At 35.3% G+C, this 25,618-nt stretch carries 23 protein-coding genes and 2 pseudogenes; 9 read left to right on the top strand and 16 right to left on the bottom strand.

The window, feature by feature from the left end:
- The 3 genes from ACLBWW_RS18380 to ACLBWW_RS18370 all read right to left on the bottom strand — a co-directional run bounded on the left by ACLBWW_RS18380 (position 1) and on the right by ACLBWW_RS18370 (position 2,307).
- Complete coding sequence (locus ACLBWW_RS18380; RefSeq protein ID WP_088110328.1) at positions 1-678, bottom strand: response regulator transcription factor; 678 nt, start codon at positions 676-678, stop codon at positions 1-3.
- A gap of 181 nt (positions 679-859) precedes the next feature.
- On the bottom strand, positions 860-1,699 hold the full coding sequence (locus ACLBWW_RS18375) for a YitT family protein (RefSeq protein ID WP_000747489.1): 840 nt from the start codon (positions 1,697-1,699) through the stop codon (positions 860-862).
- A 338-nt stretch (positions 1,700-2,037) separates the two neighbouring features.
- Complete coding sequence (locus tag ACLBWW_RS18370) at positions 2,038-2,307, bottom strand: 2TM domain-containing protein (RefSeq protein ID WP_048544779.1); 270 nt, start codon at positions 2,305-2,307, stop codon at positions 2,038-2,040.
- A 274-nt stretch (positions 2,308-2,581) separates the two neighbouring features.
- Here ACLBWW_RS18370 and ACLBWW_RS18365 point away from each other — a divergent pair, with 274 nt between their 5' ends.
- Positions 2,582-2,836, top strand: coding sequence for a SunI/YnzG family protein (locus ACLBWW_RS18365; RefSeq protein ID WP_048544777.1), 255 nt, complete (start codon positions 2,582-2,584; stop codon positions 2,834-2,836).
- A gap of 177 nt (positions 2,837-3,013) precedes the next feature.
- Here ACLBWW_RS18365 and ACLBWW_RS18360 read toward each other — a convergent pair whose 3' ends face one another.
- The gene (locus tag ACLBWW_RS18360; RefSeq protein WP_098132389.1) at positions 3,014-3,655 is read right to left on the bottom strand and encodes an ATP F0F1 synthase subunit alpha; all 642 of its coding nucleotides are present in this window, start codon (positions 3,653-3,655) and stop codon (positions 3,014-3,016) included.
- Positions 3,656-4,124: 469 nt separating this feature from the next.
- Here ACLBWW_RS18360 and ACLBWW_RS18355 point away from each other — a divergent pair, with 469 nt between their 5' ends.
- The 5 genes from ACLBWW_RS18355 to ACLBWW_RS18335 all read left to right on the top strand — a co-directional run bounded on the left by ACLBWW_RS18355 (position 4,125) and on the right by ACLBWW_RS18335 (position 8,446).
- Positions 4,125-4,625 carry a hypothetical protein gene (locus tag ACLBWW_RS18355; RefSeq protein ID WP_048544774.1) on the top strand — a complete coding sequence of 167 codons (501 nt, stop codon included), beginning with the start codon at positions 4,125-4,127 and terminating at the stop codon, positions 4,623-4,625.
- A 285-nt stretch (positions 4,626-4,910) separates the two neighbouring features.
- Positions 4,911-6,014: a tetratricopeptide repeat protein gene (locus tag ACLBWW_RS18350; protein WP_086406982.1), complete on the top strand. Its 1,104-nt coding sequence runs from the start codon at positions 4,911-4,913 to the stop codon at positions 6,012-6,014.
- Complete coding sequence (locus ACLBWW_RS18345) at positions 6,011-6,298, top strand: hypothetical protein (RefSeq protein WP_048544770.1); 288 nt, start codon at positions 6,011-6,013, stop codon at positions 6,296-6,298. Before ACLBWW_RS18350 ends, ACLBWW_RS18345 begins: the two co-directional genes overlap by 4 nt.
- A gap of 645 nt (positions 6,299-6,943) precedes the next feature.
- A complete protein-coding gene (locus ACLBWW_RS18340) occupies positions 6,944-7,975 on the top strand; it encodes a S66 family peptidase (protein WP_048544768.1) in 1,032 nt (343 codons plus the stop codon).
- Positions 7,976-8,050: 75 nt separating this feature from the next.
- Entirely contained in the window at positions 8,051-8,446 is a 396-nt protein-coding gene (locus ACLBWW_RS18335; RefSeq protein ID WP_048544767.1) for a DUF3224 domain-containing protein, read from the top strand.
- A gap of 234 nt (positions 8,447-8,680) precedes the next feature.
- On the opposite strand, the pseudogene ACLBWW_RS18330 reads toward ACLBWW_RS18335, so the two are convergent.
- The 8 genes and pseudogenes from ACLBWW_RS18330 to ACLBWW_RS18295 all read right to left on the bottom strand — a co-directional run.
- Positions 8,681-8,818, bottom strand: a pseudogene (locus tag ACLBWW_RS18330) (enoyl-CoA hydratase); the annotation flags it as partial.
- A gap of 72 nt (positions 8,819-8,890) precedes the next feature.
- A complete protein-coding gene (locus ACLBWW_RS18325; protein WP_098069122.1) occupies positions 8,891-9,400 on the bottom strand; it encodes a DUF4303 domain-containing protein in 510 nt (169 codons plus the stop codon).
- A 143-nt stretch (positions 9,401-9,543) separates the two neighbouring features.
- Positions 9,544-10,791 carry a DUF1015 domain-containing protein gene (locus ACLBWW_RS18320; protein WP_098222040.1) on the bottom strand — a complete coding sequence of 416 codons (1,248 nt, stop codon included), beginning with the start codon at positions 10,789-10,791 and terminating at the stop codon, positions 9,544-9,546.
- Positions 10,792-10,806: 15 nt separating this feature from the next.
- Complete coding sequence (locus tag ACLBWW_RS18315) at positions 10,807-11,979, bottom strand: 3-phosphoglycerate dehydrogenase family protein (RefSeq protein WP_060486445.1); 1,173 nt, start codon at positions 11,977-11,979, stop codon at positions 10,807-10,809.
- 12 nt (positions 11,980-11,991) lie between these two features.
- Entirely contained in the window at positions 11,992-13,074 is a 1,083-nt protein-coding gene (gene serC / locus ACLBWW_RS18310) for a 3-phosphoserine/phosphohydroxythreonine transaminase (RefSeq protein WP_262720876.1), read from the bottom strand.
- A 210-nt stretch (positions 13,075-13,284) separates the two neighbouring features.
- On the bottom strand, positions 13,285-13,476 hold the full coding sequence (locus ACLBWW_RS18305) for a DUF378 domain-containing protein (protein ID WP_000670803.1): 192 nt from the start codon (positions 13,474-13,476) through the stop codon (positions 13,285-13,287).
- Between the two features lie 89 nt (positions 13,477-13,565).
- Entirely contained in the window at positions 13,566-14,633 is a 1,068-nt protein-coding gene (locus ACLBWW_RS18300) for a glycoside hydrolase family 113 (protein WP_098222037.1), read from the bottom strand.
- A 363-nt stretch (positions 14,634-14,996) separates the two neighbouring features.
- Positions 14,997-15,875: a CPBP family intramembrane glutamic endopeptidase gene (locus tag ACLBWW_RS18295; protein WP_048544756.1), complete on the bottom strand. Its 879-nt coding sequence runs from the start codon at positions 15,873-15,875 to the stop codon at positions 14,997-14,999.
- Between the two features lie 361 nt (positions 15,876-16,236).
- Here ACLBWW_RS18295 and ACLBWW_RS18290 point away from each other — a divergent pair, with 361 nt between their 5' ends.
- The 3 genes from ACLBWW_RS18290 (at position 16,237) to ACLBWW_RS18280 (ending at position 20,396) form a co-directional block, all read left to right on the top strand.
- A complete protein-coding gene (locus tag ACLBWW_RS18290; RefSeq protein WP_262720875.1) occupies positions 16,237-17,562 on the top strand; it encodes an erythromycin esterase family protein in 1,326 nt (441 codons plus the stop codon).
- A 353-nt stretch (positions 17,563-17,915) separates the two neighbouring features.
- A complete protein-coding gene (locus tag ACLBWW_RS18285) occupies positions 17,916-18,494 on the top strand; it encodes a sensor domain-containing protein (RefSeq protein ID WP_048544752.1) in 579 nt (192 codons plus the stop codon).
- 114 nt (positions 18,495-18,608) lie between these two features.
- A complete protein-coding gene (locus ACLBWW_RS18280; RefSeq protein ID WP_447614157.1) occupies positions 18,609-20,396 on the top strand; it encodes a response regulator in 1,788 nt (595 codons plus the stop codon).
- Between the two features lie 259 nt (positions 20,397-20,655).
- On the opposite strand, the gene ACLBWW_RS18275 is transcribed toward ACLBWW_RS18280, so the two are convergent.
- The 4 genes and pseudogenes from ACLBWW_RS18275 to ACLBWW_RS18260 all read right to left on the bottom strand — a co-directional run bounded on the left by ACLBWW_RS18275 (position 20,656) and on the right by ACLBWW_RS18260 (position 25,604).
- On the bottom strand, positions 20,656-23,046 hold the full coding sequence (locus ACLBWW_RS18275) for a penicillin acylase family protein (protein ID WP_098222030.1): 2,391 nt from the start codon (positions 23,044-23,046) through the stop codon (positions 20,656-20,658).
- A gap of 82 nt (positions 23,047-23,128) precedes the next feature.
- Positions 23,129-23,881 (bottom strand): DnaD domain-containing protein, encoded by a 753-nt coding sequence (locus ACLBWW_RS18270; protein WP_048544746.1) that lies wholly within the window; start codon positions 23,879-23,881, stop codon positions 23,129-23,131.
- Between the two features lie 337 nt (positions 23,882-24,218).
- Positions 24,219-24,764: pseudogene (locus ACLBWW_RS18265) on the bottom strand (S-layer homology domain-containing protein); the annotation flags it as partial.
- 258 nt (positions 24,765-25,022) lie between these two features.
- Positions 25,023-25,604 carry a TetR/AcrR family transcriptional regulator gene (locus ACLBWW_RS18260; RefSeq protein ID WP_447614156.1) on the bottom strand — a complete coding sequence of 194 codons (582 nt, stop codon included), beginning with the start codon at positions 25,602-25,604 and terminating at the stop codon, positions 25,023-25,025.
- Positions 25,605-25,618 lie beyond the last annotated feature (14 nt).

Raw genomic sequence — 25,618 nt, 5'->3', positions numbered from 1 at the left:
TTATTTCAACTCCAACTTATAACCAAGTCCGCGTACTGTCGTAATTTGAAAATCATCTGTTCGTTTTGAAAAACGATCTCTCAGTCGCTTCACATGGACGTCAACCGTTCGTTCGTCTCCTTCAAAATCCATTCCCCATACTAATTCAATTAGTTCTTCTCTTGAAAATGTCCTTCCAGGATAACTAGCCAGTTGCGATAACAACTCAAATTCTTTTAATGGAAGCAGAATCGTTTGACCGTTACACTTCACTTCAAACCCTTTTCGATCAATAGTCGTTCCGTGCAGCGTAATCATATCAGCACTCAGCATTTGATAACGGCGCAATAAAGCTTTCATACGGAAAATGACCTCAGCTGGCTCAAATGGTTTTACAATATAATCGTCCGTACCAGAAATGAATCCTTTTTCTTTATCAACTAACTGATCTTTCGCAGTTAATAAAATAACCGGTATATCATGATACTTCCGGATTTCTTCACATAACGTATAGCCATCAACAAACGGCATCATAATGTCTACGATCGCAAGGTGAATATTCTCTTTCTCTAATACGTCTTGCGCTACCTTTCCATCTTCTGCTTCAAAAACTGTAAACCCCTCTTTTTGTAAATGGTAATGTAACAACTCTCTAATATGCTTATCATCATCAGCTAATAAAATATGTATCATCTTCATTAAACCCTCTCTTGTTCATCCTTCTACATTTCTTACATTAAGAAACAATTGGTTTTTTTGCAAGAAAAAGAAAAACAAACCAACATTTTAAGATAAATAAAAAGAATCTATTTTGAAAAAAGATTATTCAAAATAGATTCTTACGTTTTAGTATTAAGATTATTTTAATGAAAAGTAATTTCTATGCTTTAGAAATATCAACGAATCCTTCTCCAAATACGTCACGAACATCGTGTATAGCAATGAACGCAGCCGGATCTGTAGTTTGAACAATCCGTTTTAGCTTGACTACTTCTTGCTTATTAATAACAACATAAAGAATTTCCTTCGGAGTTTTCGTGTAATAGCCATGACCTGAGTACACAGTAACCCCTCTGCCCATTAAGGTAGTTACCTTCCCGGCAATTTCATTCGGGTTATCAGAAATAATCGTAATGGCTTTCTTCGGATTTAAACCTTCAATTACAAACTCCATCACTTTTGTTGCTACATATAGCATAATAATTGTTATCATCAGTTTTTCTGCACCAATGATGAAATAAGATGAAAACGCAACGATTAAATCGAAGAACAATAAACCATAGCTAATGCTCCATCCTAAATATTTATGCGTCATCCTTGCTAAAATGGTAGTACCTGCTGTTGTTCCGCCAACTCGAATAATAAGACCAATCCCGCACCCAATAAATATTCCTCCGAAAATGGCATTTACAAGCATTTCATCCGAAGTAATCGTCCAACCTTCTGTCAAATGAAGAAATAGCGAGTTCGTAACTACAGCGATAATCGTATAAATTGTTGTAATCTTATTTAAAAATTTATAACCAGCTATTAACAAAATCGCATTTAAAATTAAGTTAACTAAGCCTGGTGACCATTCAAATAAATAATACGTAATAATCGTGATACCAGTTACTCCACCCTCACCAAACTCGTTCGGGATAACAAACAAATTGACACCTAACGCAAAAAGAAATGCACCAATAATAATAAAAATAATGTCTGTCGTTCTTTTTTTCATACAGTACCTCACTTCTTATGTAAATATTTATTCTGTCATAAACTCTCACCATTATATCGTGGAATATTCAAATCGAACAGTGGTTTATTTTTATTTTAATATAGGATGATAAAACAACTTTATCCTATATCCACATGTAATTTAAAAAGTAAAACAACTGTATTTATTATGTACTACAAGTAAAGTTTTGATTTCACATGCAGTTGATGCTAAAAAATGAATATGAACACTCACTCGTACAAACTTCGAATACAAAACAAATAGGCGAAGCTATAGAATAGACTTCGCATCAAACATGTTATCACAGAGATTTATATTCATACATTCCAGAAATAAATTTACTTATCTTTCTCCATATATTCTTTAATCTTTCGTTCTTCCCACTCTTTTCCGAATATCCCAACTGGAAAAGTTGTCAAACCATGTATAACGATACCGATTCCCCAACCTGCAAGTGGATATAAAAACCACAATTTACTGGAATCAGAGATTATATTTATAATAAAAAGCATTACGTTCACTAGTATATAAACCGTTAAATGAATGTAAAACGCTTTTAAATTCTCCACCCTTTTTTTAGCTCGTAAATAATTCTCATCTTGCTCCATATATAAACACCTCTTTCATTATTATATTTTTTAAATTCGCTCCGATTTAAACATCATATTCTAATCAAAAATCTCTTATTCTCAAAAATTCACAAAATAAAAAAGATCGTCTTCATTTCAGGAAGATTGCAGGTGCTAGTGGATACCCTTTTTTGTTCGTAGTACGATACCTTGTGAAAAAATTGAAAAATCAAACTTCACAATAGAAATAAACCCTTTAAATCTGTATAATAAAATTAATAGCCATATTTTAATACAGGAAGGTTTTGGTAACATGCTAGGTATCGATATCAAAAAAACAGATGGAGAATTAATTATTTCATGGCAACTAGCTAAGATTCAAATTCCATTAAGTGAAATTATTGAAGTTACAGAAGATGAAACCTATGCTGGTGTAGAAGAAGAAAACGTAATCCGAGTTGGAACAGCATACGCTACAACAGACCGGATTTTAATCAGAACAGTAAAACAAAATTATCTATTATTTACGACCAATAGAGTCTCAATTTTGAATAAAATCAATGCATAAGCAATAGGATAAAATACTTGTCTATATGGGTTTATTCGATTCAACTGTATACCCGCATTTTAAAAATTATTATAGATACAATGATGTAAAAATAAACAAAAAGTACCCAGCAAATGATCATGTGTATGACAATTTGCTGGGTACTAAGGGATATATTTGTTAATTACAGAATTCTAATTAAGACCAAATCCAAACATCATCATTATTTTCAACGTTGCTCTTTACCTCATGAACTTTTTCAATATTGTCCGTTGTGTTCCAGTTAATAGAACTTCCACCCCAGCCCACATACTTCATATCAATTTTTACTTTCTCACCCGTATGAAACACTTGTCCCTTCGTTAAGAAAACATCAATAATAACTTTTTTCCCGTTTAGCGATGGATACTCCACTACGACATATTTAGTAGAACCTTCTCCCCCATCTTCCATCGTTCCTACTTTTGATACTTCCCCAATCACGTAATCAGGAGAACCATCTTCTTTCATGTGCATGCCTAACTTGTTTGTTGTATTTTCAATTGCAGTTGCAACCATATATTCCGTAAAATTACGCATCATAGATCCAGTAGCTTTAACCTCATCTCCTACTTTCACATTTGAGAAAGTATCCATGTATACACTAACAGGTTCTTCGTATTGCTTAGATTTCACAACAATTACACCGTTATCTACTTCTACTACTCGTCCTTCTAACGTCAAGAAGTTCGATTCAATAGAAGCTGCACTCGCTTTTGTTACTTCTAATCCTGGTAAATTTGTTCCTGATAATGCTGCGATACCTAAAGCACCTGCTAAAATTATTTTTTTCATACCCATTATGAAACATCTCCATTCATGATGATTTTATTTTTTTGATTGGATACGACCAACCTGTAACTATTATAGTTACAGGTTATGTAAAATAGCAACCCTCTTTCTTATGCAATGTTGCATACTGTAACTTTTAAATATACAGCAAGAGGGCTAAATTCTCGAATTATAATAGTTAATTTAATTCAAAGCTAAAATAACCTTATGAGCACGGTATAAAGAAATTACGAACTGCTTTCGGTCCTAAGGTTAGCAAATACCTTTATAGAAGCTCGATTAAAATCTGTTCAACTAATCGAAAAATGAACGATGTCGAATTTTATTTTTTAAAATTCAAATTTCAAGGAGGTTTTACAAAATATTACACAGAATTATTCGTATATCGTAATATAATTGGTAATTTTTTACGATTTATTTCATTTTATCTACCACGTTTAGACAAAATGGAAAACCATAGCAAAAGGAGAGAGATAGATTGAAAAGAAAAATTAGTACAGCTGTTGTAGGGTTATCAGTGTTTAGCTTTGGTCTTTTTGGTGTAAATATTGGGGACGGTGGCGTTGTAAAAGCTGAGCACGGTGAAACTTTTTCTCCGAAATTAGAAAGCCATGCTGATTTCGCTGCTCCTAAACTAGAGACACATGCTGATTTAAGCTCGAAATTAGATTCACATGGCGACATTTGGGCTCCTTCTTATAATAGAGGCGACGGTGGCGCTCCTGCTTATGATCATGGCAGACCTCCTATTTCATCATACAATAAAGGAGATACTTGGGCACCTTCTTATACAAATACTCATGGAGAAGGAATGACTCCTAAAAAAGAGAGTCACGCTGACTTCTTTGCTCCTACGTTAGAAGCGCATGGTAATACTGGCGCTCCTGCTTTAAATGTAGGCGATACTCCTGCTCCGAAGCTTGAAGGGCACGAGCATTTCCCTGCTCCGAAACAAGAAGCTCACGGTGAGACTATTTAACACAAAAATCCTAGCTATTGTAGCTAGGATTTTTACCTTCTTACCCTATTCACACCTCATGCATACTTTCTCAACTTTTATTTCAGCATTGTGCATGTGGCATCATTTCATTAAGATTCTATAGTCAATTGTGTCCTTTTCTTCATAAAAACACATGGACTGACAGGTTTTACCGACCTATATAATTCTGAATATTTTTTATCAACAATAAATTCCATATAATTACTTTCAATCGTGTTACCATTATAGTTACAATTATATAAAAAAATATACAAGGGGGCTAATATGAACATTTCATTGAAGGGACATACATATACAACAAAACATTTAGAAGCTTGGTACCATGCAATCTTAACGCAAAACGTTAAGGAAGCACAAATTCAGTTTCAAGAAGCTAAAAAAGAACATGAAGAAATGCTTTTGAAAGAAACAGAAACAATTCCACTTTATCACTTATATTACGCATTACTCCAATTCCGACATACAGCTCTGACAGATGGACTATCAATCACGAAAGATAGTTTTCAAATCATAGAAGACCAAGAAAAACCAGAAGATAAACACTTATCTTATCTATATCATTATTATAAGGCGATTCATTTTGCAGCAATTAATCATTATCAAGAAGCAGAAGAATGTTTCTTAAAAGCACAGGCACTTTTATCCGGACATAGTCAAATTGAACAAGCTGATTTCTATTACCGATATGCTGCTTATCATTGTCACCAACAACAACCAAGTTTTGCGATTGTAAATGCTTCTAAAGCATTAGAATTTTTTGAAACGCAACACGGATGTGAAAGAAATATTTCATCCTGTTTAAGTGTACTTGGTGCTTCTTATGTAGACGTAGGACATTTTGAACAAGCTGAGGAAAGCTATAACAAAGCGTTAGATATTCTCCAAAAATTAAATGAAGAATCATTACAATTGTATGTGCGCGGTAATCTAGGTCATCTATATGCTAGCCAGAATCTTTCTGAAGAAGCGATCCGTCACTTGACACAAGTTGTTGAAAAAATCCCATCTCACTACAAAGCTATATTCTTACTTGCACAAGAACATGAAAAATTAGGACTTATCGACAAAGCAAACCACTACATTAAAATAGGGAAACAACTTATTTCTGAACTTGGTAATGAAGAGCATAAACATCACTTTGCTATATTAGAAGCTTTCACGAATCAAACTGAATTAGACAAAATTGAACCGATTGTTTTAGAAGGAATTGAATACTTTAATAAAGAATCTTTATATATCTATGTTTCTGAGTATCTTGAAAAACTAGCTCTTGCATTTTATAACAAACAACAACATGAGAAAGCAAGTTTATACTTTTTTAATAGTACAGTAGCAAAAAAATCAAATGAAAGAGGGTTAAAGAAATGAAAAGAACAATTGGTAAAATCGCTGTAGGTATTGCATTTACGGGTATTGCTGCATTTGGATTAAATGCAGGTTTCACAAATCAAGCTGGACATACTCACTTCCCGTCTCCTCCAGCTCCTTCTTTTTCTGAGGGCCATACTGGCGGGGCTCCTGCATTAAACATCGGTGACACTGGTGGAGCTCCTAAACAAGAAGGGCATGCACATTTCCCTGCTCCAAAAGTTGAAGCTCATGGACATACTGGCGGGGCTCCCTCTAACACTGAACATGGTACAGATATTTAAGTTACCCAAATTGAAATCTATTTAGTTTACCATTTTCATATATTTACAAGGAAACCATTCGATGTAACGAATATTATGTATATACATGATTTCTATTGTGATACACTCTACCCAAGAGAAATTTTCAATACATATGTGGTTTTCAAATCTAAAAAATACACCTAGTAATTAGGTGTATTTTTCATTTTATCTGTCTATCTAATAATTAAAAAATACTCCCCTAAAAACCCCAACAAAAAAAACGAAGAAACTCCCTATACTTCAGACACTTAAAGTACCACGAACGTTGCAATTTTTAGTGCCACTCCAGATCCAATCCCACTTTCATCCCAAGTGCCTAAAGGCAATAGCTTTCTTGTTCAGGAAAAGCTATCCCCCTCTCCATTCATGATGATTTTATTTTTTGGATTGAATACGACCAACTTATAATCATTACAGTTACAGATTGCAGAAAATAGCAACCCTCTTTCTCACACAATATTGCATACTGTAATTCTCAAGTGCAATTCAACACTAAGACTGAATTCTTGAATACCAGCAGGTAAACAGATTGATGATGAAGAAAATAATGTGATGCATCATATTTTTTCAAAGCTACAGTTTGTACAGTCGTAGTCCATTACATTATGTAGGAGTGGAGTTAACATGTTAATAAAACCAAACAGATTACAACCAGGTGATATCGTAGCAACAGTAAGTCCTTCATGGGGAGGCGCAGGTGATTCTGAAATAAGATGGCGTTATGAACAAGGAGTTAAAAGATTAGAAGAAGTTTTCGGTCTTACCGTTATCCCAATGCCAAATAGTTTAAAAGGTAGCGAATTCATTTATAACAACCCACAGGCTCGTGCGGAAGATTTAATGACAGCTTTTAAGGATACGCGCGTGAAAGCAATTATTGCGAATATTGGCGGTGAAGATAGCATTCGCTTACTTCCTTATATAGATTTTAATGTAATACGTGAAAACCCGAAAATTTTTATGGGGTACTCTGACGTTACCATTTCACACTTGTTTTGTCATAAAGCAGGAATTTCCTCTTTTTACGGTCCAGCAATTTTAACTGATTTTGCCGAAAATATAGAGATGGATCCATATACGGTTGAAATGGTAAATCGGACTCTCTTTTCAAATGAGACAATTGGCGAAATTCAACCAGCTCATGAATGGACGAGTGAGCGTTTAGAATGGATAGAGGTAAATAAAGATACAAGGCGTACGATGCAACAAAACAATGGCTATGAACTACTTCAAGGCTCTACTACCTTACAAGGACGCTTAATTGGTGGTTGTATAGAAGTATTGGAATTTGCAAAAGGAACAGAACTTTGGCCTGAGAAAAAACATTGGGAGGATAGTATTATCTTCTTTGAAACTTCTGAAGATCATCCAGAACCAAGTTATATAAAGTATTGGTTACGAAATTATGCAGCGCAAGGCATTCTCCAAAAAGCAAAAGGTATCATTTTTGGTAAACCAAAAGACGAAATGTATTATGAAGAATATAAACACGAAATACTGCAAGTTATGAAAGAACATAACTTAGAAGATTTGCCGATTCTTTATAATTTAAATTTTGGTCATACCGAGCCGAAGTTTATTTTACCTTACGGTGCGATGGCAGAAATTGATTGTGAAAATGGGTCTTTCTCTATTTTAGAGAGTGGCGTGGAATAAATAAAAACACTCCTATGAGATATGACTGTGAATTGATACTTTTTAAAAGTATATAATTGGAGGGAGATTACGTGTATGGAAGTAACATTTACAGTAAGTAAATGGGATGAAAAACTAATCGATGATACTAGAAAAGATTTCCCTATTAATATTGCCCATGTTGAATATGAAATTGATGGTGAATTAAAAGGAAAAGCTTTTGTTGAATATTTATTATATTATTTAGATTCAAATATAAATGATGGTCACTTGGCTACTGCTAAAATTTCTGGATTTTTACACTTTGAAGGAATTTATAAGGGGCAACAAGGAACATTTACAGCTATAGAGCAAGGAATATTCGATAAAGGAAATCTAAATTCCCCAGGAACAATTATTAAAGCTACTGGTAACTTAGAAAATCTGAGAGGGTCCTATAATTATCAATTTACAGGTCAAACTAGTAAACTAATTTTAGAGTTTGAATTTTAGCAAAATATCCTATAATTTAGTGGAAAGGACATTTCTTGTAATACTAGGAATGTCCTTTTTTTGTTGACAAGCTTATTCAACTATTCTTCTATTAGCTAAGAAAAGAACAGAGTATATTACATAACGTCTTATTATCAGTATCCAGCAATGCATAAAATTTTCGTTATGGGGGGAATTAAAAATCTAAGCCCGAGAGGCATGTGCCCCCCACCTATTCATTACTTTTCCTACTAACTAAAGAATAATCCCAGAAAAACTCCCCTGCATAACTTCTTTTTCAAGTTGATTCCTACATATAAACATCGCAATAATTTTTGTACGATTTTTTTCATCGGGCTCAAATTGTTCAATAGTTACGTCACAACGAATCGTTACTATTAATTTGTGACTTTTGATTAAATGAAAATCGCCTCTTATAGAGCGCAGTTTTACTTATATTCATTCTTATGCAAATTCTGAAGCATATTCTTCGTATGTCTTTAATGTATTAAGCAATCGAGCTGATTCAATCATGATTTCGTTCGATGAATCAGTTACACAAATGACAATAAATCGATTATCATCTCTGTCTCCAAACAAGCCTTCTAATTCAAGTTCCATTAACACATTTAACGTTTCTTTCAACAGTGTATTTACTCGTATGTTAAAGTCATCTTCGACGATATCATGATATTTCTTGATAATTTTGTGCACTTCATCAAACATTTCAAAATCTTCCCATTCGCTCCACTCAACAGCTCCGTATCTATAATAATTGTATAAAGGGTCCGACTTATTAACTTTGATTAGTCTTTCTTTATTAGCCACTGGTCCAATGCTATTGACACAATCGTCTGTTAATATGGAGTACCCATATATTGTGTCAACACCGCAACTAGTTATAATTTCGTTATAATGACAACGAATTGCATTTTTCAACTCAACATAAAAACTTTCTTGCAGTTGCATTTTCATCGTATTTCCTCCGTTTTTTGTAGCGACCTGTCGTTACATATTTCAATCTTAACATGAAAATCAACATGTAACGTTAACTGAGTCAAAATAAGAAAAACCGAAACTATAATCATTTCGGTTTTTCAATCTAAAGAAGTCTATATTTACTTTAAAGAATGTACAAACAACCCACTACGCAGTTTCGGTTCAAACCACGTTGACTTCGGCGGCATAATTTCTCCAGCGTCTGCGATTGATAGTAAAGCTTCCATTGATGTCGGATATAATGAAAACGCTGCTTTATATTCACCGCTATTTACAAGGCGTTCTAGTTCTTCTAATCCGCGGATTCCTCCGACAAAGTCAATGCGTGAATCAGATCGCGGGTCGTGTATTTCAAGTACTTGGCTTAATAAATGATCTTGCAGAATAGATACATCTAAACCTTTAACGAGATCATTCGCATCAAACGTTTCCTCTTTCACTGTGAGTCTATACCATTTCTCGTTTACATACATACCAAATGTTTTTGGCTCATTTGGTTTATACGGAGAAACAGTTGCTTCTTCTACATAAAAGTATTGCGTGATTTGCTTTAAAAACTGTTCTTCTGATAAGCCGTTTAAGTCTTTTACAACTCGGTTATAGTCCCAAATGGATAATTCATCGTGAGGGAATAATACAGATAGGAAGAAATTAAACTCTTCTTCTCCTGTGTAATTCGGATATTGTTCTCTTCGCATGAGCCCTACTTTTGCTGCTGATGCTGAGCGATGATGCCCATCTGCAATATAAAGATTAGAAATATCTTCAAATAAGTTTACTAAAGTAGCAATTACATCCTCATCAACTATTTTCCAGGCAACATGCTCCACGCCATCTTCTGCTGTAAATGTATAGATTGGCGCATGTTCTTCTTTCCAGCTGGCAATGAAACGCTTTATCTCTTCTTTTGTACGATACGTTAAAAAGATAGGACCCGTATTTGCGTCACACACATCTACGTGACGAATACGATCTAATTCTTTTTCGTGACGCGTTCTTTCATGTTTTTTAATTGTATCATCTTCATACTCATCAATAGATGTACAAACGACAAGACCTGACTGCGTTCTTCCTTCCATCGTCAGTTCATAAATGTACAGTGATGGCTCTTCATCTTGTATGAATACTTCTTCTCGTATAAATCGATTTAAATTTTCACCCGCTTTTTCATATACACGATCATCGTACGGTGAAAGTGCCGGGTCTAAATCAATTTCTGCTTTATCAACGTGTAAGAAAGAATACGGATTCCCTTTTACAACCTCTCTTGCCTCTTTACTATTTAATACGTCATACGGTAAAGCTGCAACTTCCGCTGCTTTTTCTTCTACTGGACGAATGGCCCGAAACGGTCGGATTTTTGCCAAGTTTTCCTCTCTCCTTTACACAATCATTCGAACGGCTACAACACCTGTAATTTTGCTTATATTTTCCACAATGTTCTCTTTTATTATATCATCAATTCCGTTATCAATATCAATCATTGTATACGCCCAAGAATGTTTACTACGATTAATCATATCCGCAATATTAATATGATGTTCTGCTAAACATCCTGTAATTTGTCCTACCATGTTCGGAACGTTTTGATGCATGATTGTAATACGTTTCTTTCCGATATAAGGGAGTTCGACGTTTGGATAGTTTACTGAATTACGAATATTTCCTGTCTCTAAATATTCACGTAATTGGCGCGCTGCCATGATTGCACAATTTTCTTCTGATTCAGATGTAGATGCACCAAGGTGAGGCGTCGCTGTTACATTTTTCATCTTTATCACATTTTCATTGGGGAAGTCTGTTACGTAATGCGTAATAACATCTTCTTCTAACGCTTTTTGAAGAACATTTTCATCTACAAGTTCTCCTCTAGAGAAATTGAATAAACGCATACCTTTTTTCATCTTCTCTACAGCGTGTTCACCAATAATTCCCTTCGTTTGATTCGTAAGAGGAATATGAAGTGTAATATAATCACATGTTGCGAAAATTTCATCTAAACTAAATGCTCTTTGTACATGTGTAGAAAGGCGCCATGCTGTTTCAACTGAAATGTAAGGATCATATCCGACAACGTCCATCCCTAAAGCTAACGCATCGTTCGCAACTAAAGCACCGATTGCGCCGAGGCCAATTACACCTAGACGTTTCCCTGCAATTTCTGATCCAACGAATTGTTTTTTTCCTGATTCAACAAGCTGCGGTACTTCTTCACCCTCTAAATTTTTCGTCCAGCTTACACCGTTAATAATGTTACGTGAAGACATAATAAGGCTGGCGATAATAAGTTCCTTTACTGCATTGGCATTCGCTCCTGGTGTATTAAATACTACAATCCCTTTTTCTGTACATCGCTCGACAGGAATATTATTTACACCAGCACCAGCTCTTGCAATCGCCTTTAAGTCTTTTGAAAATTCTTCTTGGTGTAAAGAATAGCTGCGAAGTAAAATACCATCTGGGTGGTCCATTCTATCCCCTACTTCATAACGCTCTCCGTCAAAAACTTGCAAACCCTTTTCCGCAATTTGATTTAACGTTTGAACACGAAACATATCCCCATCTCCCTATCTATTCTCAAGCTCAAATTCCTTCATATAATTTACTAATTGCTGTACACCGTGTACTGGCATCGCATTGTAAATACTAGCGCGCATACCACCGACTGAGCGATGGCCTTTTAGCGTAACAAGGCCGCGTTCTTTCGTTTTTTGTAAAAACTCATTGTTCAGCTCTTCTGACGGTGTTGTAAACGGAATGTTCATAAGTGATCGATACGTAGGATCAACTGGTGAAGTAAATACTTTTGATTCATCTAAGAAATTGTAAAGAAGTGAAGATTTCATTCTATTCTGTTCTTCAATCGCAGATACCCCGCCTTGCTCTTTCAACCACTCTAGTACAAGTTTCGTTACGTAAATACTAAAGGATGGCGGTGTATTATATAAGGAGTTATTTTTGCTGTAAGTTTCATAGTTTAACATCGTAGGACAAGAGCGATCTGCTCCCCCAATTAAATCTCTTTTTATAATAGCAATCGTTAAGCCCGCTGGCCCTAAATTCTTTTGCGCTCCCGCATATATAAGACCAAACTTCGTAACATCATATTGTTCTGATAAAATATTTGAGGACATATCCGCAACGAGCGGTACTCTATCTAAACGTGGAATGTCTACATATTTCGTACCCTCAATTGTATTGTTCGTTGTAATATGTACATAATCTAGTTTTTCATCATTTGGTAAACCATCCAGTTTAGGAATTGTAGTAAACTTCTCTTTTTCAGAAGAAGCAAGCACTTGTACTTCCCCTATTTTTTCAGCTTCTTGCATCGCCTTTTTAGACCATGAGCCAGTTAATACGTACCCTGCTTTTTTGTACGTATTCATTACATTCAGCGGTATCATAGAGAATTGTAATGACGCACCGCCTTGTAAAAACAGTACTTCATACTCATCAGGAATGTTCATTAATTCACGAATTAGGCTACTCGCTTCATCTATAATACTTTGAAAATAAGAAGATCGATGACTCATTTCCATAATAGACATGCCTGTCCCGTTATAATTTACAAGCTCCTTTTGCACTTTCTCTAAAACTGGCAAAGGGAGTATTGATGGTCCAGCTGAAAAATTATATACTCTCTCCATCACCCTGATAACCTCCCTATTTCTTATTTTTATTAATTTTTAAACTTTCTGAATTATAACCTGAAATATAATACGTGGTCAATTTGTTTTCTATTATTACGGCGTAAGACGCAGTGGAATCGCTTGCATGTGCAAACTACTTTTTATAAACATACAAAAAAGTGTTAAGTACATAATCGTACTTAACACTCTAGTAATAAAGTATAATTGCTAATTGTCCGTGAAGAATCGATCAAAAATTTGATAAATAGCAGAAAGACCAATGAGCCAATAAATAGTGTCCACAAGCGCCGGCATAGAACCAAACCATTTCTCAACTACATTGTAATCTAACGCTACAAACAACCAATTCAAACCGCCAAGAATCACCAAAATTACTGTAAGGTAAGACAAAAATTTCATTATGATTGCCCCCTAGGTGATAAGATGGTGAAAGGCCTTTCACTAGAAATATATGTGGTAAAATTCAAAACTTACCTACTTTATAAAAATTATTTTCGGTACCAGCCGTTAATAACTGCCTCTGCTTCTTTACTATGTATTTGATACGCATGCGTACTATTATGAGAGCCAATAAACCAAATTGAAAAACCTTTAAAATACGGTTTCGTTTCTAATACATCTCGGTAAGCACGCCATCCGTTTAATTGTACGTCCTTTGAAAACACATTAGATACATCTGGATTCCACGGATTTTGTAGTCCAAGTTCACGCGCCGGAACGTTAAATCCACCAAAATAAACGGGCTTTCCTGTTGCTTTATGTAATTGTTCCAACTGCTGCACAACATTTTGCCCACGATTATACACTGTCGTCGCAAATAAACTTTTCTTTACTTCTTCATATGTTGGATTTCTTTTTCCTGAAACTTCAAACCAACTATCAATACTTACAATATCCACCTTTTTTAAATACGGACGACTGATTTTCTCTTTAAACTTCGCTTCATAAGAAGGATCAAAGCTTGCTGTTAACCACCAATTCATTTGATACAAAACATTTCCTTTATACTGCTGACGGACGAAATCAATCGTATCGCTCCAATATCCTTCTGCATATTCCATATTCACAAAATTAGAAGCAATCTTGAGCCCGTACACATTGTATTTACTTGTAATTGAATTAAAGATGTCTTGTAGAATAACCGTTTTCCAATTCCAGAAGAAATCATTAATATTACTCGGATTCCATTCCGTTTCCCCAACATTTCCTTGCTGAATATATGGGAACGGTTCCACAATAACTTGAATATTACGCTTTAATAATTCTTGAATTAAAAGAATAGCCTGTTGCTCTTGCGCTTGATTAATTACCATGTTCGTAGAAGTTACATTCGGAATATCTACCTGAATCGGTACATTTACTGTATTTAAATTTAAGCGCTCTACATCAGCTAACACTTTCGCCACATTTCCAACTTCCCATACCGTTACATTCCCTGACTTTATCTTTCCTGATTGAACAGTATTCACATCTGCCTGTATATTTCCTTGAAAACAAAAAGAAAACAACATAATAAACACTCCTAAAAAACTTATTAAACTCTTATTTTTCTTCACAACTTTCCCCCTATAATTTTTGGCATTCTTGCTTATTCTATACAATGTTTCACATATATTCCACAAGAATATTTAATGAAATTTCATCAATAAAAATGCTATTCACCCTTTATCCATATCTTATTCATACTAACCTCCTAAAAATAGTAAGGTAAATAAAAAAAGAGCGTATTTCCGCTCCTTTCTTATCTTTTTACAATTAAAGTTATTTAATTTTTTCTGATACCCTAACTGAATCTGCTTTTTCGTATAATTAAATTTTTATCTATATTCGTTTTTTGTTTGTATTACTTTCATGTCTTTGAACATTCATAATTGTGCCTCCTCATATTTCACTAATTGAATTTAAAACACATCCGTATGCTATTTAGTGAAATTTACTATTCGAGACGTAATTATTGCAGTAATTAAGATAATACTAGCGGTTATCAAGCCAGATTCTCCAATCCAAATCTCAGTTTGATATCCTGTACTTGCACGTGCGAAAGGTCCTTGAATAATGGCATTCCAAGTAGCATGGATGATAACCGAAGGCCAAATGCTACCTGTGATAAGTCGTAAATAAGCTATAATATAACCGAATGGCACAATACAAAGATAGATACCAAGTACTGAAAGAACGACAGATGGTCCCGCTACATATAGACCAGCAATAACTATTGGAACATGCCACGTTGCCCAAATCAATCCACTAATAAGGATGGGCCGTGAAAACTCTGCATCGACTAGTCTTGTGAGCATATAACCTCGCCAACCCATTTCTTCTCCCAAAGCTGGGATTAAGCTAAGCAAACTTCCGAAAATGCCGCTCAATACTACTAGATAAATGAAACTGAATGGTGCCGTTACATACTGCAGTCCAAACATATTGTATATCGGTTCTAACATACCACCTTCGGGATGCTGAAACCTCGCAATTCCGCTCAACCAGGCGATAGAATAAGTAATTCCACAAATAATCATAGGTATTAGCAGAGCAAAACCGATCCCCTTCCATATCTTTAAGTTACCGAGACTAAAAGATACATCTTTAAACCCTTCTTTCAGTATTATGCGAGTCAAAATAGAGGAAATTGCTGGGGTAAACATATATACCACAATAAGCGGCATACTTTTCGTAATTATTACTACTACATTTAGGATAATAGAAGTAATGATTAAAATACTCAGAAAGAGTTGAAGTCCTATTTTAGCACGTTGGATTTTATCTTTATTGTGGAACGATTTTACGTTTAATATCATTGTAATCCGCCCTTCCCCTTTTATTCACTTGTTTATCGAATTTACTTCTTATCATTTCCACAGACACAACTTAGAATAAAAACATTTTGGCATACAGATTAATCCATCTTTAAAATCCCTCCCAAATTTATAATCTAGTCTTACTTACGACTCATCAATGTAATTATTATTTATAAGTTGTCATAGCCGATAGTACAAAAATGTAATGATTAGCAAATGACCTGTGTCAATTAACCTTATGACAATATGTAACTAGAAAATATGATATGGAATAAATAACAATTGAATTAAGGCAATTGATTCGTGCAAGTACAATGAATCAATCTTGCTTTTACAAATAATTCAATTGAGGTGGAAAAAAATGAATAAGAAAAGAATCATTGCAATGGTTAGTACAGCTTTATTAGTCACAGGATGTGTAGAAGTAGGAAAGGCTCAAACAGTAGCAGTCGAAAATTCAGGTCAATCCATACAAAAAAATATAGTTAAATCAATACAATCACAGGCTTACCCATTAAAAACGATAGAGCCGACAAAATCATTTGAGGATTTAAAACCACTTAAGAAAATGATTGGGAGCGCACAATATGTAGGATTAGGAGAGAATACTCATGGAAGCTCTGAAATTTTCACTATGAAGTTTCGACTTGTGAAATATTTAGTTACTGAGATGGGTTTTACAAATTTCACAATGGAAGAAGATTGGGGAAACGGCTTAAAGTTAAATGAATATATCCAAACAGGAAAAGGAAATCCTAGGGAATTTTTAAACTTGTTATATCCTACTGATGAAATTATAGCCATGATTGAGTGGATGAAAGATTATAATGCTAATCCATCCAATAAAAAAAAGATTCAATTTATTGGGCTTGACTTTAAGGAGTTGGACCAAGGTTGCTTTAATAAAGTAATTGATTATGTAAGGCTGCATCGACCAGATTTGCTGGCAGAAGTAGAAGAAAATTATAAAGAATTGTCGGCTTTTAATGGAGGTTTACAGGAATATATGAATCTTGCTCCTGAAATAAAAGAAAAGTTCAAAGCAAACGCTGAGAGAGTAGTCCAATTACTAAAAGATGAGAATGGGCAAGCCAAAACAGAATTAGTTTCACCTGAGTACATCTGGGCGAAAGCAACGGCAAGTGTAATAGAGAAATATACCACAATGCTAATTCCTAACGACTATCCAAGTATGTTAAAGCTACATGAGCAATACTTGGCCGATCATGCAATGTGGGCACAAGAGACATTGGGTGGTAAAACGATGGTATGGGGACACAATATTCATATAGCTAAAGGAATTATCGATGAGAAATTATACCCTTATGTTGCGGGGCAGTATTTGAAGGAACGTTTAGACAATAATTATGTCACAATTGGCAGTACAACTACGGAGGGGAATTTCACCTTATACAATGACACCGGAGATAAGATTATAACGGATCCGATTCCACAAGATGTAAATAGTTTCAATTATACCCTCGGAAAAGTACCATATAAAATGTTTTTATTGGATAACCGTCACCTTAAAGGACCAGCAAAGAAATGGGTTAAAGCAAAAAGACCATTACTAAGTATAGGGGCACGACTCTTACCGAACGAATCGGCATACTTTGATACGTCATTGCTTGAGCAATTTGATATTATTTTTCATATTCGAAAAACAAGTCCATCTCATATTAAATAAAGTGAAACTTTAATCAGTGGGGATTTTCTTCATCCCCCACTGATTATTAGTTGAACCAATCGGACTTTTATGGGCAGTTGATCCCCCACCTAAATTCTTTGCTTTCGCTGCATTTTGAGGTGGGGGTCTTACTGCCCATTAAAGTGGGATAAAAGTACAAAACAATCCCTTCTTGCATCTGCAAGAACGGGATTGTTTTATGGTGATTCATATAAGCATCTTTTTTAACCAGAAGTAGGTTACTCTCCCCTTTTTAGCATCATTTAGAAATGTCATATGACACTTTTACACTAGTGAGCATGACAAAAAAAGCAGTACAATTCGGTTATTACATAGATAGGAGCGAGAACTTTATGAAATCAAGATTCATCCAGAATGGTTATTTTTTATTGCTAACTTTCGTTACAGGATTGTTTTATTTTTGTTTTTATCTAATAGCTCTGCTATTCAGTTTCACCCTTTCATTTACGGTAATTGGGATTCCACTAGTTATACGCGTACTACAGACTACTACACCTTTTATCCAATTCGAGCGCATACAGACGAAAATTTATACAAATATTTCAACAGACTCTTATGATAGAAATATAACAATAGATACATCGAACTGGGCTCAGGTGAAATTAGTGCTTACTGATCGTCGCACTTGGTCTGCTGTCTTTTGGCTAATGCAGAAATTAGTAATTGGTATTTTCAGTCTCATTAGTGCAATCATTTTTTATGTAATGCCACTTATGTTGCTGTTGGCACCACTACTGTATCACTACATCGAAATGAATATTATATTCATACAGATAGATACTTTTGCCAAGTCACTTTTTGTAATGTTTATGGGTATAGTATTTACCGCCATAAGTATTAGAATAGTAGACCGTTTGACAAAGAAAATTGGGGGCTATACACGTAGTATGATCCGGCAACTAAATCAATAGAAGTTTACCTTCTATGAGAGAATTGTAGTGTAAAATTAAAAAGTACAACAATGTATGAAGGATTAATTTATAATATAGGAAGTAAAAAGGTAGGCTATTTAGGGGGTAAATGACTTGTTAGATATGGTTAAGTATTGGTTTTGGTACGATTGGATTATGTTAGGAGTCCGTATACTTGTTAGTGTCTCTATCGCCATAACCACATTTGATTTTCAGGCTAGTTTAACATTGCCACTTTGGATTATTATTTTTTGGGAGGTTGTTGCCTTCTCGATTCCATGGGTAGCCTTATTGTTCAATTACAAATATTACTTGTTCACAGAAATACTGCTATATGGTGGACTGTGTATATATTTAACTTCTTTATTTCCGGGAGCTAACGTTACATTTCTTATATCTGTTTTTCTGATTGCTGCGAATAGTCAGCACTTTTCCTATTATTGGACAGCTCCAACAACAGTTTTTATAACAACTGGAATTCTCTATGCGGTTGCGCCAAGTAATAGTTATTGGATTATGGTTACCTACTATGGACTTGCTTATGTAATGGGCTTCGCTTTCCATTTATTAATCGTCAATCATAAGCAAAATGAAGCGATTCGTAAACAAAACGCGGTACTTGAGCAATATATGTCTCAGATTGAACGTATTACACTGGCAGAAGAACGGAACAGACTGTCGAGCGAGCTTCATGATACAGTTGGTCACGCTTATACTTCTATTATTATGGGGATGGAAACGTTGCGTACCGAACTTGCTACTGAAATCGGTATACAGAGGCTAGATTCTTTGCTTGAAATGGGACGTAAAAGTATTGAGGACGTGAGAGGTTACCTACATCAAATGGATTCTCCGTGTCAATCGCCTTCCTTGATTCAATCTCTACAAAATCTTGGAGCCAAGTTTCAGGAGCACGCTCAGGTAAATGTAAGTTTTAGGATATTCGGAGAGGAATATCAACTATCTCGGCAAGCGAAGATAGCCTTCATTCGTTGTTTACAAGAGTCCCTTACGAATGCAGTACGTCATGGTCAGGGAACTGAAATTATAGTTTCATTGCAGTTTGAACAACAATATACGAGGTTAGAAGTTCAAGATAATGGAAAAGGAAATGTAGAATGGCAGGAAGGCTTCGGTATGAATGCGATGAAAGAACGGGCAATGAATTTACAAGGTCATTTGTCTGTATATACAAAGCCAGAGGAAGGAATGCTTGTTACATGTACCATACCGCGACAAACTGAAATAAAAGATGGACTTATTCGTTTGTTAATTGTAGACGATCAACCATTTGTTCGGGAAAGTTTGAGGACACTACTCGATAGATATGAAGATTTAAATGTAGTCGGCTTGGCTGAGGATGGCAATCAAGCCATCGATTTGTGTGGGCGCCTTCAACCCCATGTTATACTTATGGATTTAGATATGCAGCACATGGATGGAGTTGAAGCAACCAAAAAGATTAAGCAACAATGGCCACATATCCGCGTATTGATTTTCACAACTTTTCAGGATACCGAACAGGCGTTGGAATCACTTCGCAACGGTGCGGATGGTTTTTTGCTCAAATCTATTGAAACGTTGGAGCTAGCTAATACAATCCGACTTATTCACAAAGGTGGGACACTAATTGATCAGGGAATGTCTCACAAAATATTTGAGAAGTTTGATGAGCAAAAAGAGACACCACAATCAAAAGCAACCGCTTATGAGCTAACAGCTAGGGAGATAGAAATATTGCAGCTAGTAGCAAAAGGACTTCGATACACTACTATAGCATCAAGGTTATATTTATCCAATGGTACGGTCAGAAATTATGCTTCCACAGCTTACACAAAACTAGGAGTCCGTAACAAAGAAGAAGCTGTTCAAAAGGCTCTAGAAATTGGAATTATTGAATAACAAAATGTTTTGCGATGTATAAAAATGAGTAACAAAGAAAAAGAACACTTTGTGTGGTTTCTTTTGTAACAGAGTAAATAAGGCCCGTTATCGTATAAGTAAATGTTAAAACACTTACTGTTTTGTCATAATAAAATTATTGAATCTTATCCTCTAAAATACAATAGCCTACTATCAATTTAACTGATAGTAGGCTTTTAAAATTATTTAAGAACTGGGTTATGTTCTAGTCTATAAGTTTTCATCAGTGGAAATAGTATCACTTCGGCTGTAAACTTAACACCTTACCTTCTATCCCCTCCGTATTCAATGTAGTCGTATGATACGTTCCATTTACCCAATCATCTATTTGATCATGATACCAATCGCTTCTAAAATGTCCTGATTGTCCTGGCCCTACAATATGATAACCGTTTGACATATCTTTCGTATCAATAACAAATCTCCAAGAAGCTCCGTGATTTACAATACCGTTATCTGCGTAATTCGCTGCTTGAACGGTAACTTGGCTTCCGCCAATTGGAATTGGTTTTTCACGATTAAATGCAAGTAGTGCTAACATACTAGATGATTTTGAGATTGGATGTGTAAAAGCAAGTTGATGGTAATCGCCCCACTTCCACTCCGCAACATTCGGTCCATATTCCTTCTGCAATTTCTTCATTACATTTTCGTACGATGTATGCACAACTTCCGTGAAGCCTCCGTACTTCGTAAACCAAGCGCTATTTTCTCCTGCTACTTCTTTTCGAATCAATTCATCAACAACTTGTGACTTTCCTTCAAATAACTCCATCACATCTTTCGGTATTTCTTTTGAAAATAACGTATTCGAAATCTCTTTCATTAACAAATGGAATATTAATGGTGCTGCTTCATCTTTACTATCGTTAAAATTCCACTTTGTTAATTGTTTTACGCCTTCTTTCTCTACTTCATTTAAAGATGCTTTATTTAACTCTTTTAACAATATAGGAGCAAATTCTTTCCCATATAAATTTTTTTGATCCATCTGTAACTCTTCTAAATCTTTCACCGTATACTTTTCTTTCTCTTGTAAAAATTCTTGAATACGCATTTGTCTATATGGCTGCGCCCACATATTACTAATATGGTACGGATAATTATCATCTACAATTTTATTATTCGCAGTTGAAATAAACCCTTGTTTTGGATTTATTACTTTTGGCAGTTGATCATATGGGATATACCCTTCCCATTCATATTCATCTGTCCACCCTGGCACTGGCAAACTCCCGTCACCTTTTTTACGCACTGGTATATTTCCATTCGCTTTATACGCAATTGTGCCGTCATTTGATGCAAATACAAAGTTTTGAGTTGGAGTATGAAAATCTTGAAGTGCCGTTTCAAACTCATTCCAATCTTTCGCTTTATTCATATTTAATACAGCCTTTAATTCAACAGAAGGTTCCAAAGCAGTCCACTTCAAAGCGAATACTGTTTTTGTTTTCTCTTTTCCTTTATCCGCAAACTCTGAAATGACTGGACCATGCCTCGTAACCGTCACATTATACGGAATTGTTTTCCCGCCTTTTACTTTAATAGATTCATCAACAACTGTAGCTTTTTCCCATTTATCGTTATATAAAAATTCATTTTCATTATTAGGATTTCGCTTCTCAATATATAAATCTTGCACATCAGGGCCAGTATTCGTAACGCCCCATGCTATTTTGTCATTGTGTCCTAATATAACACCTGGCACACCAGCGAAAATAACGCCACTTACATTTAAATCTTTCGTTTCAAGTTTTGATTGATACCAAATAGAAGGCGTCGCAAGAGATAAATGAGGATCATCCGCTAAGATTGGCTTACCAGACGCACTCTTCTCACCGCTTATGACCCAGTTATTGCTACCATTAAACTCTGGGGGAATGATTGTTTTTGCAAAACTTTGTGCTACGTCCACATTTGTATTCTTCAGTTCAGCTAGCAATCTAGGTGCATCTTTCGGATATGTAGGAAATAGCTCATTTGCTTGCTCTTTCGGCAAATTTTTCAGCGCCCAATATCGAAACGCCTGTCCGTGCCAATGTCCACCTAAATCAAACGCCATATACTTTCCAATCGTTAACGTATCAACAATAGACCATTCAGCAGGCTCATAGCCTAATATAGTAAACTCAACTGGCAATTTCTTTTCCGCTTTCGCCTCACGTATAAAAGCGTTCACTCCATCAGCAAATGACTGCAAGGCATATTTCGCTTCCCCGTCATATTGACTAACAGACGCTTCGGCTGCTCGTCGTAAACCGAGCGTTCGAAACAACTTATCTCGATCAACAGCTGCTTCCCCTACAACTTCACTCAACATCCCAGAAGCTTGCCTTCTACTTAAATCCATTTGAAACAAACGATCTTGCGCTTGTACATACCCTTGCGAAAAATATAAATCATGTACATTTTCCGCTTTAATATGCGGTACCCCTTTGCTATCTCGCTTTACTTGAACAGCATGTTGTAAATCCTCTAGCTTTATCGTCCCATCTATCTTTGGCACAGAACTAAGCGTATATATGTTCAAAAAAATTACTGTACAAATAACTAACAAAAGAACGACACTACTAGACCAAATAAAAATTCTCTTACCTCTAGTTCGCTTCTTCTTTATGACGACTTCCATATAACCCCTCCTTTCTCAAACTATTCGCTTCTATTTAAGGAAGCACCTTTTAGAAAAGTTGAAAAACCCATACTTTCTCATACTATGGATCATACAAACTACATACTGCTCTCTTATGTAAACCTTCTTTTCCTTCAATGAAATCTACTCGTCCTTTCTTATACCAATTCCTTAAAATCCCCTTCACATAAGCAAGCGTTCGCTTATTCTGTTCAAACGCAATTTTAAGTGCCTCTAGTACTGTCTCTCCTGAAACTATTTGTATCCATTCCTTCAATTCCTTCACGATATATGGAGATAGATTACTTATATGTCGTTCGTAAAACTTATAAACTTCACTATGCGACGTATCCTCTTCTATCTCTTCTTCCTTCTCCTCAACAACTTCTTGTAAACTACTATTATCCTCTTCTTTCGGCATACCAAAATGCTGCAACAACAATGGAATCTTCCATTCTTCTTCCAGACATTTACGTAAAAACATACGTATGAATTCTTTATTTTTTACAGTCTTTAATTCACGCAACACACACTTTTCTACATTCGTGTTTACAATAGGGTTGTAGTGTAGCCAATTTATTATGTATAACTCTTTCGTTTCCGCATCGTATAAAATCTTTCCGTATTCAATAAACCTGTTCAACAATTTCTCAACAGTCTCCATACTGTAGCCTGTTTCAAGCTCTGCCACTCGCATCGGTAATACGTAAATTCCACATTGCTTCGTTTTCGTACCAGTTAACAAATATATGTAAAAATAACGCTCCTCTGGCGTTAAATCTAATATAAATTCATCTTGCCAAAAGTTCACCTGCACATTACGGTACACCGCCATATATTCCCCTCCTCCTTTTATTCATAAAAAGACAGAATTCAACCCTTCAATATACATATAGGAATGAGCGCTTTGTTTTTGCAGTTGAATTCCAACTTTTTTTAACTACTACAACGCGGTTTTATTTTTTCGCGCTTTTTTGTTCTTGTAGTTGTTTTTGTTTTGTATTGTTTTTTCTTAGTGATTTATTACTTGGTAGGTGCTTATAAGGGGCTTGGAAGGGGCTTCATAGAGGCTAAAATAAAAAGGAGCTGTTCCAAATTTTCATTTTGGATAGCTCCTTTAAAACCCTTATTACTTTTTCTTGTACCAGTACAAACTACTACATACAATTCATTTATTTCTGCATAGAGTTTAACATCTTCACTAAAAAGGCAGCTGCTTCACCGCGAGTTGTTGTCCCTTTAGGGTTAAACTTGTTATCTCCAACACCAGTAACTACCTGTAAGCTGTATAATCGCTGAACAGGCTGTTTGTATGCGATCAAATGTTGATCTGTAAATGGTAATGTGACTAAATTACCTGTAACACCTTTATACTGTAATGCCTTGTCAATCATAACCGATGCTTCTTCACGAGTGATTGGTGCATTCGGGTCAAAAATACCTCCACCACGACCGCTAATAATTCCTGCACTTGCACTTCGCTTAATACCATTATGAAGTGACGGATGCGCTTTGTTAATGTCTACAAATGACTTATTTCCTTCTGGTAATTGAAGAGCATTTGAAATTAATGCAGCAAACTCAGCTCTTGTTACATTACGATAAGGCGCAAATACACCATTTCCTTCACCCTGCATAATTCCTAGACTGTTCAGTTTACGAATATGCCCTTCAAACCATCCACCTGTAATATCATCTTTTGGTTTTTTTACTCTCTTCTGCTGATATTGCTAAAGGAGCGCTCCCTAACATTACTAAACTTGTTGATAGTTCCATTACTCTTTTTTATGATTGTATTCATTGCTGTAATCGATACCTACACTGTTCGTGTAAATATCTCAAACCTCTCTTTCTATTCTCACTCTTGCAAGACTATGAATCTACTATATAAATAATTATAACAAGTCGATTTCTTATGTTAATAAGGAATCGACTTTCTTATTATCTAATTTGCTGATTAACACCTCACCCAAAGATCATTTTACTAACGATACTATTATTGATACCGAATTATCTATAACAGAACGTTCTGGACGTGATTTCATTAACACTGTTAATCCAATTAAGGACGTGACTAATGTTTGCGCTACTGCTTTAGCGTTCAAATCACTTTGAAGTTCTCCTGATCGAATTCCTTTCGTAATTAATTCTTGAAAAACAACTGCAAGATACATTTGATGTTCTCTAGTCAGTACTTCAAATTTTTCATTATGAGGAGCAAGTTCGACCATTGTGTTAATACAAAAACAACCTCTACTGAACTCTTTTTTATATTCCTCTTCCACTATATTTTCAAAAAACGTCCGAATTGTTCCTTTTACAGATTGTTCGTTTTGAAGTTTTGTTCGTATATTAGCCGCATGTAAATTTGTGTATCTCCTTAATGCTGCTTCAAATAACCCTTCTTTATCACCAAAGGCTGAATATAAACTCGGCTTTTGTATTTCCATTTTAGCAGTTAAATCGCTTAATGAGGTAGCTGCGTATCCCTTCTCCCAAAAGAGTTGCATAGCAGCATCCAAAGCTTTTTCTTCATCAAATTCGCGTAGTCGTGCCATTTAAAACAATCTCC

It is taken from the genome of Bacillus sp. M5A3_1b (assembly GCF_053345335.1).
This window is presented reverse-complemented; position numbering and strand designations above follow the sequence as displayed.